This is a genomic window from Pirellula sp. SH-Sr6A, assembly GCF_001610875.1.
Lineage (GTDB): Bacteria > Planctomycetota > Planctomycetia > Pirellulales > Pirellulaceae > JBKCUI01.
Map to the genome: position 1 here is coordinate 5,646,023 of NZ_CP011272.1, position 19,498 is coordinate 5,665,520.

General features: G+C 54.9%; 2 protein-coding genes. One reads left to right on the top strand and one right to left on the bottom strand.

What is annotated here, in order from left to right; translation table 11 throughout:
- The first annotated feature begins 34 nt into the window (after positions 1 to 34).
- On the top strand, positions 35 to 18,199 hold the full coding sequence (locus tag VN12_RS21895; protein ID WP_146678800.1) for an Ig-like domain-containing protein: 18,165 nt from the start codon (positions 35 to 37) through the stop codon (positions 18,197 to 18,199).
- Positions 18,200 to 18,323: 124 nt separating this feature from the next.
- Here the strand turns inward: VN12_RS21895 and VN12_RS21900 are convergent, their stop codons facing one another.
- Positions 18,324 to 19,493, bottom strand: a complete 1,170-nt coding sequence (locus VN12_RS21900; RefSeq protein ID WP_168164567.1) for a lactate racemase domain-containing protein — start codon at positions 19,491 to 19,493, stop codon at positions 18,324 to 18,326.
- Positions 19,494 to 19,498: the final 5 nt, after the last annotated feature.

The following is a 19,498-nucleotide window of genomic DNA, read 5'->3' on the forward strand; positions in this document are numbered from 1 at the left end:
CTCTATTCCAAAAGCCTTCAAAGGTTAGGTCAACATGGGTATTGACGCATCGAAGTCCGCAAACCGAATTCGATCCTTCGTACAAACCAAGCGAGAGCAATTTCGCCGGATGGTTTGCGAAGGTCTGGAACGAAGAGATCTCATGGCGGCAGATGGTCCGCGTCTCCTATCGGTCGCTCCGAACGCTGGCGAACTTCTATCGGTCACGCGCGAAAACACATTAAGCGAATCTCCGCGGGAGTTGGTACTGCGATTCGATTCGGACGTTACTTTGGGGTCGATTGCCAACGGCATCCAGATCATTCGCTCCGGAGGGGATCGTGCCTTTGGTGCTTCCGTTGGAGCTTCGAATCCCATTGCGGATATTCGCGAGATTCCTGCCTTTCTGAATTTCGGTGAATCGAACCGAATCGTGATTGCCAGGTTCTCTCAGCCCCTTCCGGATGACTTGTACACCGTGCAGGTTCTCGGAGTAGGGAGCCCGACACCTATTCAGAACACTGCGGGGCAAGCGTTGCTGCCTCGCATTGCGGGGACCGATCGCGATACTTTCTCGTTCGATTTGGAACTGGGAACAAAGATCATCGCCGTCGTGCCGCAGCCTATCGATCGCGCAGGAAATGGAACGATTTCGCAGCGCCGAGCTGACATTGAAGTTTATTTCAATGACAACGAGCTCTACGACCAAGCCATCACGACCGGGTTGGGAGCGAATCCTTCGGTTGTCGATCGGCAGTTCTATAAATTGATTTTGACGAAGGACACCGTGAGCCCGAACGACGATGAAGTCTTCGAGCCGACCTCCATTTCGTATGATCCGGTTCTCAAGAAAGCGACGCTCACGTTCGCGCAAGATATCGATTCCCTTCCGAGTTCTTCAGGAGGAGGTACGTTCCGCCTGCGAGTTGGTTCCAATGCTCCGGTCGCGAATGTCTTGGCGCCCATCGCTCCCAATACGTTAACCCCAGGAGCTGATCCTGCGGGTACGCTCAATGGTGCCGTGAACGTGACGGGTCTGGGAACAGGCACTCTGAACGGATCGTTTTCGACCATTATCACCCAGGAAATTCGCACGCTGGCAGGCAACCAGCTTTTGCTGGACTTCCCCGGTAACAATTTGGAACCTGGGCACCGGGATATCCAAGATGAAAGCCACCTCAACGGTACGGATAGCAATCCAGAGATCACGACGCGTTTCTACAGCTTCATGGACAACCAGTCCTACGGTGTGGACGTTCAGGGGCGACCTCTTTTCTCATCCATCAACTCCGACCAGCGCCAGCGTGTTCGCGAGGTTTTTGAGTTTTTCTCCGCTCAACTTGGTATCGATTTCGTTGAGAGGGTGGGTGCTGTTCAAGGCGGGGACATTCAAGTTGTCGTGGGGGATATGGCCCCGCTGGGTATCGTGAGTGGTCCTGGCGACGTGATTGGTGTTGCGGGTGGCAATTTGGCCATCATGGATGCATCGGAACAATGGGACAACTCCTTTGGACAAGGTTCCAATATCCCGGGTACGCAAAGTTTCTTTGAAACGACCATGCACGAAGTAGGACACGTGATGGGGTATGGGCATACCTATGATCTGCCTCCTGGAACCATCATGGGTTCCGCGAACGTGCTGGGCTATAGCACCGCCAGCACCGGTGGTGTTCTGGAACAAATTTACCCCGCCAACGCCGATGTGATTCACGGACAGAACTTGTATCGACCAGACAATCGAGACGTCGATCTCTATCGATTCGAAGTTCCGGTAACCCAAGCGGGTACGGTTCGCATCGAGACCTTTGCGGAACGGCTGAACAACTCGAGCAATCTCGATACCTATTTGACTTTGTTCAAACGGGAGGCGGACGGCTCATTGTCGATCGTCAATGCCAACAATAACTATTTCAGCGACGATTCCTTCATTGAAGCCGACTTGGGACCGGGCGAGTATTTCATCTCGGTTACCGGCAAAGGAAACGAGGACAACAATCCTCTGGCTTCGAACACGGGGAGTGGGGCTGTCAGCCAAGGCCAATACCAGCTTCGGTTCGATTTCAAATCGACGATCATTGGACAAATGGTTGAGCAGAAGACAGGCTCGACCGCGATGGGGAGCGCATTGGATGGAGATGGGGACGGAGTCGCGGGTGGCGATTTCAATTTCTGGTTCCGCTCGGCGGCCCCGTACGCAGGCATTGTCGCTCCTCCAGCCTCCGGTCCCGCGCGGACTCTGTACGTGGACAAAGCGTATCTCGGGGTGGCGCAAGTCGGTTCGTTGACGCAGCCCTTTACACGAATTTCCGATGCGACGGCTGCTGCACGACCGGGCGATATCATCCGGTTGGTAGGTGATAACCGTACGCCCAACAGTTTGACGGATGATCGAGCCTATGAGATTGGCGATGGTGGAGCTGCCGTTGGAACGCTTTCCGATGGCGCGACTTTGAATGTCCCCCGCGGCGTGACCTTGATGATCGACGCGGGCGCGATTCTTAAATTTGGTGGATCCGGCATTTTGGTGGGTAGCAATGACTCCACCTCCGATCGCTCTAGTTCTGCCATTCAAGTGCTCGGGGTCCCGGGGCTCCCTGTGTACATGACCAGTTACAACGACCAGTCGTTGGGGCAAGACACCAATCCCTTGGTTACCAATCCGTCCGCGGGAAATTGGGGAGGGATTGAGATTCGCAACGATTTCGATCGCGCGCAGGGTCGATTTGACCGGGAACGCGAGGGAGTCTTCCTGAACACAATCTCCAACGCCGATATTCGATATGGTGGTGGACAGGTTGGGCAAGGTGCATTGGCCCGTGTGGTCAGTCCGATCGATTTGTCGGAAGCTCGCCCTCTGATTCTGAACAACATCATCACCCGAAGCGGCGACGCCGCGATCAGCGCGGATCCCAACAGCTTCGAAGAGACTCTCTTCACCGAGCCTCGTTACCAGCATGTCGGTGCGTTCATCCCGGACTACACTCGGGTCGGGCCTGACATCCGGTCCAACGTGGTTCAAAATAACTCCATCAACGGATTGTTTATCAAGATCGATACGACCGCTGGTGGAGGTCTGGAGCAACTCACGGTTCCAGGTCGGATCGACGACTCCGAAATCACGATCGTACTTGGCGAAAACTTGATTATCCAAGGCACGCCAGGCGGAGCGGGGAGCGAAGCGCTCCGGCCCAACATCTCGTTGGTAACGCTCAATCCTGTTTCGTTGGCGACACCTGGATTTGCTGCAGCGACTGCGGTCGAGTATTTGATGACCTACGTCGACCGATTTGGGCAAGAAAGCCTCACCAGTGCGGTGACGACCGGATTGGTCGCGGCAGGCCAAACCATCCGTCTCGATAATTTGCCCACAGCGACTCTGGATTATGTAGGGCGGAAACTCTATCGGCGCGATAACAATCAAGTGAACGGGAGTGGAGCCCCGGTGTATCGGTTGGTCGCGAATCTCAACCGAGATGACAATCAATACTTCGACAATGGCGGCACGATCGCAGGTGGATTGCAGACCTTAGGCTTGACCTCCGTAAGTCGATCGCGACGCGATGCAAGTTTGGTCATCGATCCAGGCACCGTGATCAAGGCGCTAGGGGGACGGATTGAAGTCGGTATCAGCGCGACATTGCTCGCAGAGGGAACCGAGGCGAAACCGATTGTCTTCACCTCTCGACTTGACGATCGCTTCGGTGCAGGCGGTAGTTTAGACACCAACAACGACGGAAATGGTAGTGTTGGGTTACCCGGGGACTGGGCAGGTATTATCTCTAGGCATTTGGGTGAGTTGAGTCTGGACAACACGGTCATCACCTTTGGTGGTGGCAATTCGCGTGTGCCTGGGGGATTCGCCTCCTTCAATGCGATCGAAGTCCATCAGTCGACAGCCCGCATCGCGAATTCCTTGATTGAGAACAATGCGTCGGGCCTTGGAACACCTGGAACAACCAACCGGGATGCACGTGGGGAGAACGACGAAGCTGCCATATTCGTCTTGGCGAGCCAGCCGGTCATCATTAACAATGTGATCCGTAATAATTCTCAAGGAACAGGGAATTTGGGGGCGAGTACCTCGGCGATCAGCATCGACGCCAACTCGCTCAATTTCAAATCCGTTCGTGATTTTGGCCGCTCGACGGGTTCGAACTCCCGTGAGCCGATTGGATTGGGGAATTTCGGTCCGCTCGTTAGCAACAATCGACTGGGAGGCAACGCGATCAATGGGATGACCGTGCGCGGCGGAACATTGACCACCGAGAGCGTTTGGGACGATACCGATATCGTCCACGTTCTGCAAAATGAGATTGTGATTCCTGATTTCCACACTTATGGCGGTTTGCGGCTCACAAGTCGCGCCGACGAAAGCTTGGTTGTGAAGCTCAATGGGGCGAACGCAGGGTTCACGGCAGCAGGTCGACCCCTGGATATCACCGATCGAATCGGCGGAACCTTGCAGTTGCTGGGCAGCCCAGGCTTCCCGGTTGTGCTTACCAGTCTTGCCGATGATTCGATCGGAGCTGGTTTCGATTTCGCTGGGCGTTCGATGTTGGACACGAACAACAATGGCAGCGCGACCGTTCCAACGCCAGGCAGCTGGCGGTCGGTACGATTCGAACCGTTCTCGAATGATCGCAACGTCGATCAGTCGTACGAGCGAGAGCCTGATTTGCTCGCGAGTGTTGGCTCGAACGACTTCCCTGCGACAGCCGAAGATGTTGGAACCATCGCCCCCAATCTATCGAGCGGCGATGAGAATCTCCGGCTCGGGGTGACTCTTACCGGTGCGATCGCTTCGCCGAGCGATCTGGACGTGTATCGATTTATCGGTACCGCGGGGACCACTGTTTGGTTCGATATGGATCAAACTTCTGGAACATTGGATTCGGTGGTTGAGATCATCGATGCCAATGGGCAGATCATCGCCCAAAGCAATAACTCGCTCAATGAGTCGCTTGCTTCGTCCGTTTACTCGAACCCTGCGTTGATTCCAGTGGGCCGAGCGAATCCGATGGATCAAGAGGTGAGCGCACCGACGAATTCGTTCCTTGGAACCGATGCAGATTTCCAGGGCATAAACCCACTGGATGCAGGATTCCGGGTTGTATTGCCTGGATCGGCCGGCAGCATCAATAACTATTTTGTGCGCGTTCGCAGCAGCAACGTGTCGCCGGTGCCTGGACCCGGGGGAGTGGATCGAACGAGCACTGCCCGATTGACGGACCCCAGTCTGGTACGATCGGGGATTACCGTGGGGCAATACAAGCTCCATTTGCGATTGCAACAAACGCAAGAAATCTCCGGTTCGACGGTTCGCTATGCCGACATTCGTTTTGCTTCGACCGGTATCGAAGCACGTGGTGTAGGTATCCATTCGCCGTTGGTAGGCGAGTATGGAGAGACCAATCCTGAGACCAATAATGCTCTCGCAACCGCACAGACTTTAGGGAATTTGCTTTCGTCGGACCGGGCGAGCATGTCGATTGCAGGGCAGTTTGCGTCTGCAAATGACATCGATTTCTTCCGATTCACAGCGGCTCGCGATTCGATTCAACAAGTCAGCACGACACCGTCGGCCCACGTTTCGGTGATCTTCGACGTCGACTACGCCGATGGTTTGGCAAGAGCCAACACGCAACTGTGGGTTTTCCGTCCGGATGGGACGTTGGTCCTCATGGCCGACGACTCGAATATTCACGACGATCAACCGGCGGCACAGAAGGGTGCGGACACTTCGGATCTGACGCGAGGTTCGATGGGAACACGCGATGCATATATCGGTCCTATCGAGCTACCGCCAGGCGACTATATCGTCGCTGTAACGAACAAGAGCCAGAGCCATGTAAGCATGCGACAGTTTAGCGATGTCGATGGAGGCGGCTTTGCGAACGTGCGAGTCGAGCCCATCGATTCCGTCCGTCGTATCTCGGAGGATCGATTCGATACCTTGCCTGCGGCTAGGCCATCGACCAATGCGGCACCCGTACAAGTTGCATTCTCCGCATCATCGGCCGTTCCGTTTAACTTCTCGGACGTCACCCTTTTCACTGCGACGGGACGAAACGTCAACTTCAATAATCCTTTAACGGGAGTAATTGAAGCCACCTATAGTACGAACGGTACGAGTGCCGTGAACTACGGTGCCAACACGACCATGTTGGATATGGCGGTTACTCCTTCCGGACAAGGGATCGCTTATCAACAAGCCACGGGAGGCGTCTTGACTGACGCCAACTCCGGTAACTTCATCGGTTTGGACATCGGCAACGGCGCACCCGCTGTCGGGAATAGCGGTCTTACCACGACCACCACGCGTGTCACACCGAATTCGAATCCACCGACGTTCGAGGTCGTCCAAGTCCCGAACAACGGTGGTAACAACGGGGTCGGATTGACGTTCGACGGTCTTGCGTTCTCAACCCTAGGCGCGACCGATCTGGGTGGTGGAGCGCAGGCTGCTTCGTTCTGGGGGGTTGCGTCTCGAAACGGAGGTGGATTCCAGCCGATCATTGGAATCGTCAACGGGACACCGACTGCAGTTGGGATCGGGCAACCTGTTGTCTCGAGGAACATCCTCTACCGATTGAGCTCGTACGACGGGACTCTGGGCGCCGCGATCAATCCATCGGGCAGCAATGCTTTGAATGCAGCGCAGCGAGGATGGGGGGCTGGGACCAATCAAATGGCATCCGGTTTCTTCGTTCAACAAGCAGGAACGACGGACATCAACAACAACGTCGTCGGATACACCGAAGCGATCGGAAACGTTTCCGGTCTTGCTTCAATCGGAAATAGGCTTTACGCGGTGACAAACGCGGGCGAATTGATGGGTATGACCCCGTCCTTGACCCAGCGACACGTCTTCTCCGATTCCTATGTGGTGATCAACGATCCCGACTCGAATCAACCGATTCAATTCACAAGTTTGACAACTGGGCCGCGCAATTTGGTTGAAGGCGCGATCAATTACTCACAGCTTCTGTTCGGCGTTGGTTCCAACGGACGGATGTATGCTTTCAATACCAATGGAGTGTTGCAAAACATTTTCCCAGGAGCTAGGAGCTATGTGGAATCCGCTGGGCTCACCAATGTTTCCGGCATTAGCTTCTCCTCGTTGGATACCAATTTGTGGCATTTGACCGAGCGAAACACGGCCGAGGCAGGCCATGGTCGTCCAGCCATCTTCAACCAGTCGAGCGATGCCCAAACAGGTACCAACGTCTCGCTTCGCTTCGGTTATGCAGATCCGAACGCAAACCAACGAACTCAGTCAGGCAACTACAGCGGTATTTACAACACCCCGCTTCAGTACAATACAGTTGCTGCACCAGGCGGAGCGCGAGGGGCAATTGAAAGTGCATTGATCGACTTGCGGGAGTACTCCGCCAACGATCAGCCCTACTTGTACTTCAACTACCGTTTGAATACGCAGGACAGCAATAGCGCGATTGGAGACAACCAAGCTGCGTTGGACACATTCCGGGTATACGTATCGGCGGAAGACGGACAATGGACGCTGCTCGGTACCAACAATGCACCGCAGACCAATAGCACACGTACCGATTTCGCGGACAACTTCCTCACGAACGGTTCGGACGAATTCGATGTAAGTAATACCGGGGTGAACTTTCCGAACGTCGACCCGTTTGGCAAGCCGCCCATCACTTCCGAGTTCTTCGATAACCAAGGCTGGCGGCAGGCACGCGTCAGCTTGTCAACCGTAGCGGGTTTGAGGGATGTCAAGCTCCGCTTCGAGTTCGCAACGGGTGGCGATTTCCGAACCTTGGATGCTTCCCTGCAACCCGATGCAACTCGCAATGGGATTGAGATCACTGCGGTTTCAGGGGATCGGTTCTTTGATGGCGGTGTCGATGGTGTGATCGGTGCGAATGCGAATACCTTCACCCTCGGCGGAACGGTGTTCGAGTTCGATTTGGGATTGGTGCTGAATCTGCCCAGCGGAGCAAGTCTCAAAACGGGCGATCAGATCAAGATCGGGACGCAGCTACTAACATTTTCCAACGCTGCAGGGGCGCAGAATATTCCTTTCTCTGCGACGCAGACGCCGGAACAGGTCGCCGACAATGTGCTCGCGGTATTGACCGCCAATGGGTACACGGTCGCACGCCACACCACAACGCGGAACGTGTTGAATGTGACTGCCCGGGCTGGAAATCCGTTGCCAGCTCCAACAGCCATTGGGGATTACGACATCCTCGGCGCCGACAAAGCGATCATCATTGGCGAGCCAGGGGTTGTTACACCAGGTGCCCAGCCGGTCAATATCACCAATGCGATGACCGCGATTCAAGTTCGCGATGCCGTACGGACTTCGCTGGCCTTAGCTTTCAATATTGCTGGTCAAGAAAACAATATTGATATTTACCGTGTTCGAGGAAATACCATCCTCTTCCATAGTTCATTGCAAACCGCGGTTTCGAATTCCAGTCGATTGGTCATTACCGATGGTCGGATTGGCGATCGATTTGGGCCAGCGGACACTCCGAATCCTCGGTTCACCTCTTCGTTCCGGGCACAGCAGAACAACTTCGAAGGACTGCAAATCGATGACATCATCATCGGTTTTGCAGAGCGAGGAGAGGTGATGTACAACGCCCCCGCGAGCAACTCCACCTTTGTTCCCACGCCGTTCTACGAGCCCATCCTGGATCCTGTAACTCGACTACGAGCAAACGAAGTCGAAACGGGAACTTATCAATTGGAGATTCGAGCAGCTGCCGACTACGGCACAACGCCTCCAGGGACCCGTTTACTTATCGACGGCCCCAATGGTCGTTCCTTCAATACGAATGATCGTTTGAGCAAGAGCTACGCATTGCAGTTCAACTCGGCGAGCCGATTACGAGACGGAGCCTTCTTCACCCTGAGCGACGGTTCTAGCACCGCTCGCTTCGAGTTCAATGTGATCACGTCGACTTCGGACCCTGCGGCCAGTGTCACATCGGGCAGCATTCCGATAACGGTATTGCCGAACGCGACGGCGGTAGAGATCGTCCGTGCTATCCGAGATGCCATCAACAGCCCCGAGGCCCAATCGGTCTTGAAGATCACCGCATCAACTGGCGGAGATATGAGCGGATTTGGTGGCGAATACCCAGCTCGTTCCTTGGTCATCTTCCTAAATGGTTCGGCCGCTGCCGATACAGCTGGCGGGATTCTCGGATTCACGAATGGGGGAGCCCAGCTATCCTTCATTCGGTTCGGTCAAGAAACTGGATTTGGGGAAGATCTCGGCGATTCGAACTCTGTTCGGGATCAAGGTCAGTTCATCGTTTCCTCAAGCGTGGTCCGCAATTCCCAGAACTTCGGGATCAATGTGGATGCAGCCGCCCAGCAACAATCGCTATGGTCGACGCAGACCGGGACCAAGCCTTACCCTGGTGCGGTTCGAAACTTGGTCAACTTCAACTCCTCGAATGTCGCGCCTGGCGTCGTGGTGATGAACAACGTGCTTTATGGCAACGTGGCTGGTGGCATTAGCATCAGCGGTGACACAGGCAATAACAACAATGGCGAACCACCTCGCACCGTAGCTCGCGTTCTCAATAACACTCTGTACGGGACCGGTGCCGGCACGGGTATTAATGTGAACGATGGAGCGGTTCCCACGATCCTTAACAACGCTATTTCGAACTTCGGAGTAGGCATATCTGTTTCGGCAAATAGCCAAAGCGGCACCGAAGTGGGTGGTAACATCTACAAGCTCAACGGCGCAAATACATCGCCAGCTGGCTTGGTACAATCCTTCCAAATTAGCCTTGGTGCAACCGAACCCCTCTTCAATGACCCTGCCAACGGTCGGTTCTATCTCCAGGCATTGTCGCAAGCGATCGACTCGTCGGTTGCGTCCTTGGAGAACCGTTCGAGCATTGAACAAGTGAAGGCGGCAATTGGGCTTCCCACCAGTTCGATCTTGGCTCCGAGTTTGGATGTCAATGGTTTGCGCCGCAGCGACGATCCAGCAGTCAATACCCCTGCCGGTTTGGGCCAAAACGTCTTTATCGATCGGGGTGCGATCGACCGCGTGGATTTCGTTGGACCGTCTGCTGTTCTTCTCAATCCGCTCGACAACGATGCGGCCAATAACGACGGCGATTTGTCTCCGACGAATTTGATTCTTCGATCGGGTACTTATGACTTCTTCGAGATATTGCTCGATGAGAGCTCTGGAACGGGAGTCGATCCCTCGACGGCTTTGGATGCGACGGTAATCGTGACCGAAAACGGGCGTCGTTTGGTATCGGGCGCCGATTATGTTTTCGGCTACAGCGTCAACAGCCGAACGATTCGCTTGACTCCGTTGGGTGGGTTCTGGCGACGTGATAGCGTTTACGAGGTGACGCTGGTGAACCAATCCGCGAACCGACTCACGGTCCCTGCAGGAAGCGCCATCACCGATGGTCAGCAAATTCGGGTTGTGCGCGGCGCCAGCACCTTTGTATTGGAGTTTGATTCTGGAGATGGAGTTACGGGAGGGGCGACCCCCATTCCATTCAGCAATACGACGAGTGCGACCGTATTGACCGGTCGGATCATGCAAGCCTTGGCTGCTGCAAATATCGTCAATGCTGGGGTTGCCACCTTTGCACTCGCGAATGATACGTTGATGATCACTGGGGCCACCTCGGTGACGTCTCCGATCCCAGTCCTGGCGATCGCTCCCATTCGCGATCTAGCAGGAAACGAGCTCCGTGCGAATCGCGCCAACTCCCTCACGCAGTTTACCATCGCGATGCCCGAAGTCTCGTTGGACTACGGAGACGCCATCGAACGCGCTGGGACGGGTGCGAACAGTGCCACACTGCTCGCGCTCAATGGAGCCCGTCATGCGATCTATCCGATCGACGAGCCTCTCTTGGTTTTGGGGCAGTATGTTGATGCAGACGCAAATGGAGTAACGAGTCCGGGGGCCGATGGAGATGACAACGACTCAAGCGTCACCTTCTCGACGGGACTACCCTTCGAGATAGGTCAATCGGGACCTGCTCGTTTGGTAACCACTGCGAGTGGCGCGGCGTTGGTCGGAAAGGCCATTACCATCCGTGACAACCTGAACAACACAGTCGTCTTCCGATTCACAGATGGTACCGTCACCCTCGGAGCGGGCGAGGTCGGCGTAACCGTTCTTCCTGCTGATTCCGCCGATACGATTGCGGAATCATTGCGAGTTGCGATTTACACTCAAGCGATTGAAACAGGGCGTTTGTTCAACATCATCGCACGCCGAAGTGCGAATGTGATTTCGCTCGACGGAACCCTCAATCATCGCTTTGATCTGTCGGACGTTGCCGGTTTGATTCGCCGTGACAGCACAGGAACACTTTCTGTCGTCGTGCAAAAAACCAACAGTTCCGGAAATAACCTTTTGGATGGCCAAACATTGACGTTGGCCGATGGTTCCGGAAACGTTGTTGCTTTCCAGGTGATCGATACGTCTGCTGGAACCCCCACCGCCTTGGCGGCTGGAAATATCGCAGTTCGTGTCAACTTGTTGACCGATTCGGATACTGTGATCGCTGCGACGTTCCGCGATGCTATGAATGCCGCGATCACCGCGCGCCGATTGAATCTCCCGCAGGTTACCCTCACCGGAACAGAACTGCGGATCTTGGCGGACGACGAAGATGGCGTGCGATTCCAAGGTTACTTCAACGCGTCGGCAACCCCTGTCACCGCAACGGTAACAGCTTCTGGTGCTGGGTTTCTCGATGTTTGGATCGACTGGAATCAGGATAACGACTTCAATGACCCGGGCGAGCAAATGCTCGACTCGGTGCCAGTAGTTGCAGGGGCAAACACCTTTAGCAATTTCATTACTCCAGCCGGTGCAGCGATTGGTTACACCTCGGCTCGATTCCGTTTGAGTACGACCGGAGGGCTGTCTCCTTCGGGGCTGGCGCTCGGCGGTGAAGTGGAGGATTACATCATCGAGGTCCTGCCGGGATTGCCCCCGGTGGCGACCAACGATCCCAGCACGGCGTCACGCGAGTACCGCGTTCTCGAAGACACTGCACTCGACGTGTCGCGAGCGGACGGCGTGTTGGCAAATGACGTCGATGCTGATGAAATTTGGGTCTACGACGTGGATCCATTCACGGCAACGATCGATCCCGTGGTAGCGCCCCAGAACGGGACGCTTGAGTTTCTACCTGAGACATCGGGTCCCGATGCAGGCGAGTTCAAGGGTGCGTTCCGATATACCCCAAATCGCAATTTCTTTGGTATCGATACATTCGTTTATCAAGTTCGCGATGCACGAATGATCTCCAATACGCCCGCGACGGTGACGATCAATGTGCTACCGGTAAACGATGTACCGGTCGGAGTCGATGACCAAGTCACCATCAGTGAGGATATCGCGGATGTCGAGACCAATCCGACACGTACCGTTACGTGGAATGCGTCGCTCTTTACGGGGAACGACATTCGCGGTCGCCATGGCGATGGCACCATCGCAACAAACGAAGCAGCCCAGAACCTGCGAGTCATCGCGGCCTCATTCGTAACGCCACGTAAATCGGGTGACGGGATCAGCGTCGATTTGGTCAATAACACGATCACCTTCAATCCGGGTGATCATTACAACGATCTCATCGACGGTCAGGTTGTGATCGCGCTGACCATCGAGGACGATGGAAGCACCGGGGTAGTTCGGCCTAATGAACTCTCGGAAGCTAATCCTCTTATCAATGCAAATCCGTTGACTTCGACGAGTTTGTTGACCATCACGATCAACCCGCTCAACGATCGTCCCTTGTTCACCTTAGATACGAACTTGATCGCTGAAGTGGAAGATCCCACTCCTTCGGCACGAACGTATGGCATTGTGAAGAACGTTGTTGCTGGTCCGGTCTTGGCTCTGGATGAGTTGTCGGGAGCGACCGCGCAAACGGTTTCGAGCTTCGAAGTAAACGTTGTCGCGAATCATCCCAACCCAGCAAGTCTCTTCGCAGTGGCACCTGCCGTGGTGGGTACGGGATCTTCCCGTGCTCTGCAATACACGCTAGCCCCCGATATCAACTGGGCGAATGCGGGAGGCGACTTCCTCAATACCAATGGGCTTGGCAATATTGTTCTGGAATTGGTCGCGATCGACGACGGATTGAATGATGCAAACGGGAATGTCAATCGTTCGGTCGTTCAACGAGTGACTATTCAGATCCAACCGGTCAACGACGCGCCTGAGTTCACGGTTCCTGCGACCCACACGTCACTGGAAGATGCGGGCGTGGTCACGGTCCCCGGATTCATCACGGGAATTCGTCCAGGGACGGTCACTTCGGAAGACGAGAGTCGGGATCAAACCGTTCAGTTTGAAGTAGTTGGCTGGGACCCGAATCTCTTTGTTTCGATCCCAACGATCAGTTCCGACGGTACCTTGACCTATCAAGTTCGTCCGGATTTGAACAGCAACTACAACGCGCCGGTTAGTGATCCTACCGTAACGCCTGCAGTCAATCCTTTGATCGAGATCGAGTTGGTTGACAATGGACCGCAAGGGGGAAGCAACGTACACCGATCGGTTCGCAAGTCGTTCCAAGTCGTTGTCACTCCGGTGAATGACGTTCCAGTCCCAGACGCACACTCCGCTCAAGCTGTCGAAGATGTTGTTCTCACGATCCAATCGAGCGATGTGCTGGCTGGGGATAGATCCGGTCCGATTGACGAAGATCGAATCGAGCTTCAACAGTTGCGCATTACGCGTGTCGATTTGGTAACCGCTCAAGGGGGAACGATTGTACCTCTGTTCGATGGCACGACCGATCGGATCATTTCCTTCGACTACACGCCGCCTGCAAATTACTTCGGACCGGATTCGCTGACGTACACGGTCACGGACAATGGCAACCCCGAGTTGAGTTCCGTTGGAACCATTACGCTAAGCGTACTGGATGTCAACGACGCTCCGACTTTCACCTCCGGTGCCGATGTCGTCGTCTTGGAAGATGCTGCGGCATACTCGCAAGCGTGGGCAACGAATGTTTCGCCTGGGCCTGCTAACGAGTCAGCGCAAACGGTACAGTTTGCCGTCCAGGTCACACCTCCTGTGAACTTCCCGAACTTCTTCGCAGTAGCACCAGCGATTGCGGCGGATGGAACGCTTACGTTCACTTTGGCTCAAGATGCAAACGGTTCAGCGATTGTCGAAGTGGTAGCGATCGACAACGGACCTTCGGGTGGTGTTGTCAATCATGTGAATCGATCCACGGTACATACGTTGACGATCACGGCTGACCCCGTAAATGATGCACCGGTATACTCCTTGTCGCAGACGCTGATTCAGCATGCCGAGGACCCGACACCCGCGTTGCGTTCCTACTCGATTGTCAACGGCGTGGCCGGAGCACGTTCCACGGCGATCGACGAGTTGTTGTCGCAGTCGGTGGCATTCGACTTCATTGTCTTGGCACCCGCAGGTCGATTCGCCGTAAATCCACGAATTGTGGGAACGGGAACCGATCGAGTTTTCGAGTACCAACTCGCTCCCGATGTGAACCGATTGAACTCGAACGGAGATATCTTGGTAGAAGTCTATGCGGTCGATAACGGCCCTTCGACGACACCCCCTGCGAATGTTAATCGTTCACCACGCCAGATCATTACCATTCGGGTCACCGAAGTAAACGATCCGCCTCAATTCGATCTTTCCTTCAATACGTTGACGATTGAAGAAGACGCACCATTACAAACCTTCCCTGCTTTCTATCTCAACGAGCTGGCGGGCCCGTCGACAGCTGTGGATGAATTGCCACCGTCGTCGACGGCTCAAACCGTCACGCGTTCGGTGAGCGTTCCGCCGGAGGCCGTCGATCTCTATGCTGTTCTCCCTCGTCTCAATGCAAACGGAGACTTGGAGTTCCAGTATCGGCAGGATGTGAACAGCAATTTTGCAGCGCTTCGCGGTGTACCTGGTCTCCTCAATATCATCATCACGGCGACCGACAATGGTCAAGAAGATGGATTGCCGGCGCCGAAATCAACTACGAAGACGTTGGTGGTGAATGTCACGCCTGTGAACGATGCACCGTTCGCGGCGTTGAGCACGAATCGCGTTGAAGTCATCGAAGACGCCGGGTTAGTGTCGATTCCAAACTTTGCAGTAGATGTTCGACCTGCGACCAATACAGTTGCTGGTCAGATCACGGCACTGGATGAAGCGACGCAAACGCTGTCCTTTGTCATGAACTTCAGCAATCCTGCTTTGTTCGCTCAGGCACCGCAAATCGATGCTGCCGGTCGACTAACTTTCCGAACGGCTCCGGATCAGAACGGAACTTCGGTGGTGACTGCTCGACTCATCGATGACGGAGCGAATTCGCCAGCTCCCAATACGAATCTTGGGCCGATCGTGACCTTCACCATCGTTGCCAATGCGATCAACGACGCGCCAGAGTTCACGCTCCCTGGTAGTTTGGATGTCGTCGAGGATCAAGGTGTCGTTTCGCTGCCCGGTTTCGCGACCGCCATTCGACCTGGTCCAACCACGGCTGCCGACGAAGGACGCCAGACATTGGCCTTCAATTTGGTTCAATTTGACACGAACGTATTCGATATTCCACCGACCCTGCAAGCAGACGGTACGCTTTCGTTCCGCACACGTGCGAACATCAATTCGAACACAGCGAACATCAGCCGTGTCGTCGCGTTTCAACTGCAGGATGGAGGAGTAGCTGGTCCATCACCGAATACCAATTTGTCGGTGATCCGTTCCTTCACCTTGAACATTGCACCGGTGAACGATCCCCCGATTCCTGATGTGTTCGTCGTCGCGGGAACGGAAGACCGAGTGGTTACCGTACAAGCGGTCGACGTTCTGAATTTGGACCAACCCGGTCCCGAAGACGAACGCGTCGTAGAAGGTCAAACCGTTCGAATCACTCAGATCGAACGAACCAGCGAACGAGGCGGGTCGGTAGTGCCGGTCTTCTCCGGTGGCGTCATCACTTCGTTCCAGTACACACCACCTTCCAATTTGGTCGGGGATGATATCGTTCGATACGTCGTGACCGATAACGGTTCGCCGGAGCGAAGTGCGACTGGTACGATCATCATTCGAACCGCCGGGGTAAATGATCCTCCTCAGTTTGCTCCTGGAGCGGATGTGAGCGTATTGGAGGATTCTGTACCTTACAGCCAGTCATGGGCAACCGAGATTTTGGCAGGACCAATCAATGCTCCAGACGAGTGGAGCGGTCCCAATGCACAACAAGTTTCGTTCACGGCAACCCCATCGAACCCTGCGTTCTTTGCAGTGCAGCCCGCGATCGATTCAAACGGCGTCTTGACGTTTACTCTTGCTCGCGACGTGAACGGCGTTGTCACCGTTGATGTCTTAGCGGTCGACAATGGTGCTACAGGTGGTGAGAACGTCAACACTTCGTCGATGCATCGATTGACTATCTCCGTGGGTGCATTGAATGATGCCCCAGGATTTGAGCTTGGTCCAACCATCGTGTATGACGAAGATCTCGGACCGTTCAGTGGGCCGTTTGTGGGGCGAATTGTCGGCGCCGAAGGCATGAACTCGGCGACGCCAACCGGAACGGACGAAGCAGGGCAAAGCGTCACCTTCGAAGTGACCAATAGCAATAATTCCCTCTTCCTCGTCCAACCCGCGGTCGACGCCACTGGTCGCCTTACATTTACGCCTGCGGCCGATGCGTTTGGAGCGGTGCAAGTCTTCGTAGTGGGTGTGGATAACGGACCAAGTACGTCGCCGAACGTTAACCGTTCCTTGCCCAAGACCTTTACGATCGATCTTCAACCGCTGAACGATGCTCCGTTCGCGGTAAACGATCGCTACACGACCACGGAGGATGCTGTGTTGAACATTGCAGCCCCAGGTGTGTTGGCGAACGATCGCGATGTCGATTTGCCGAACGATACCTTATCGATCGTCTTGTCCAGCGGCTCGATCACGACAGCCTTGGGGGCGACAGTCACCCTCAGTGCGAACGGTGGTTTCGTTTACGATCCCCGTGGAGCGCAGCAATTGCAGCGGCTGACAGTCGGGGAAGCAGCCGTAGATACGTTCACGTACACGGTAAGAGACGCTTCCGGCTTGACCAGCAATCTAGGAACGGTCTCTCTGACGGTGACCGGTATCAATGATGTGCCGATCGCTGTGAACGATTCGTTCTCGATCGCTGCAGGTCAGGCAACCTCGCTGAATGTCTTGGCCAATGACACGGATATCGATTCCAGTATCGATGTCCGGACAATCGAAATCGGCCGCTTGCCCGTAAACGGAACGGTGACAGTCCTCTCGACCGGGCGTGTCGAGTACCGACCCAACGCGGGATATGTAGGGCCCGATACCTTCACCTATCGATTCCGTGATTCGCTCGGGGCATTCTCGAACGAAGCGACGGTAACGGTGAACTCGAGCACTCCGCCGGTAGCCGTGGACGATACGTTGACAATCGTTCGCAATCGCCAGGCAACCATCAACGTTCTACGTAACGATTTCGATCCTGATACTGTTGGTGGTCTCGATCCAGCGACGGTAACGATTGCATCGGGACCCGATGTTGGGGGCGCTTCGGTGCAACCGAACGGCGATATCCTTTACACCCCGCCGACCGGGTTCACAGGTGTCGCGACCTTCCAATACTTCGTTTCGGATAGAACTGGTCAGCCCAGCAATCTCGCAACGGTCACTCTTCGGGTTGTTTCATCCCTCCACCAAAACCCAACGAATCGATACGACGTCGATGATGATGGATTTGTTTCGCCGATCGATGTTCTGTTGATCGTCAACGACATCAACTTCAACGGAGCACGAACGTTGCCCGATGATTTTGGTCAACCACCGTTCTTAGATGTCAATGGAAGTGGTGGAACCGATCCGCTCGACGTTCTCGACGTGATCAACTTCATCAACAACCGTGGTAATGCCGGTTCAGGTGGAGAAGGGGAATCGCCGGTTGCTTGGACACCGATCAATGTCGAGATCCTGTCGAATGCACGCTATCTCGAGTTGGTACGAGAGAAGCAAACGGCGATGGAGCTAGAGGTTTTGACTCTAAACGAATCGGATTTAGGCATGGATGCTGGCCTGTACGGTCCGTTGGTAGAAGGAGAGGGAATGTCTTCCGAGTCGTTGGAGGATTACCTAGCGATGTGGATCGGTGAGGACGAAGAGAGCGACGAGGCGGTCGATGAATTGTTCTCCGACTCGTCGTGGCTGTAACCGATAGATCCCAGAATTGAATCGACTCGAGCCTGCTTCTTCAGCGGGCTCGAGTTGTTTTCAGACCCAATGACGCCCTATGGATGGTTGGGGCGATCCATACTGGACGATTCCTCTCGGACGTCTAGTACTGAGCACCGCGTATCACGCACACGCTATCCGACTGTTCGATGAGATGCTCTAGAGAGTGGAGGCCATCGACATAAGCGAATCCGAGCGATTCGGTGTCAGTAGATGAAAGGGATGACATCAAATAGACACTGCGATGTACGCAGATCGAACGAAGCACCGCGGCGGGAAACGCGTCTTCGGCGTGCGACCTTAGCAATCGTTTGTTCGCTTGCTCGGCGGGTGCATCGGAGCGGAGATCGCGGATTCCGGGAGTTGCTTTATGGACATCGCAGCACACAACCACTTTGCCGTTCGGGTGGCAGATGCTATCCGCGAGGACCGCAGCTCTCGCGACCGAGAGCCAAGTCTGTTGCTGGGGAGCACCATCGACGATACCGATAACCAGATCGTAGGTTTCATTCGGGAGCGGGCTGAGTTGCTCTACACCTTGACGAAAGACCGCTTCGGGTTTTCCCGCGAGGATCTCGGCGACTTTTCCATCGATAGATGGGACGACAGCGAGAGCAAATTGAACACCTGCCAACCAACCTGCTTCGCGGCTCAGCTTTTCATGTTGGTGGAGATGAGTGGAGTTGTCGTCGAGCCACGCCAATCCCCAACGTTGCTGTGTGGCCGCATCCGTGAACCCAGGCGAGATACCGAAAAGGTCGCTCGCACAAGGGCATTCTGCAGTGCGAATGCAGTAAATCGGCAGGACGACATCGGCGTCGATCAATTCGCGTTGGACATAAATGGGATCTGCGGACTCGCTCGCCGCGATATACGCGTGATTCTCCTGGTCCTGCGGATCGTGCGCTACGAGTCGTACACCATCGAGTCCATGCGAGGCCATCGCATTCTTTGCCCCGTCCAGGATCGATGGTGAGGTGGTCCCAATGACCCAACTTAGATTGTCCGCAGAGCATCCATGTTCCAGGAGATAGCGAATCAATTCGCAAGCAATCGCGATCCCATCCGGAACACCTTCTTCGAGAGCGATTGCGATACGGTCATCCGGGATCACCGCCAGCATCAACGGTGGAAACTCGATTGGATTTTCCAACCGCTCCCGAACCATGGATGCGTAGTCGTCGCGCGAAGCTGCACGGCCATGGCTCCATGGGAGCAAGTTTTCGGAAACGGGGAGCGTCACTTTCAACGAGCCTGCGCGTGCTTCAATCATGGGTT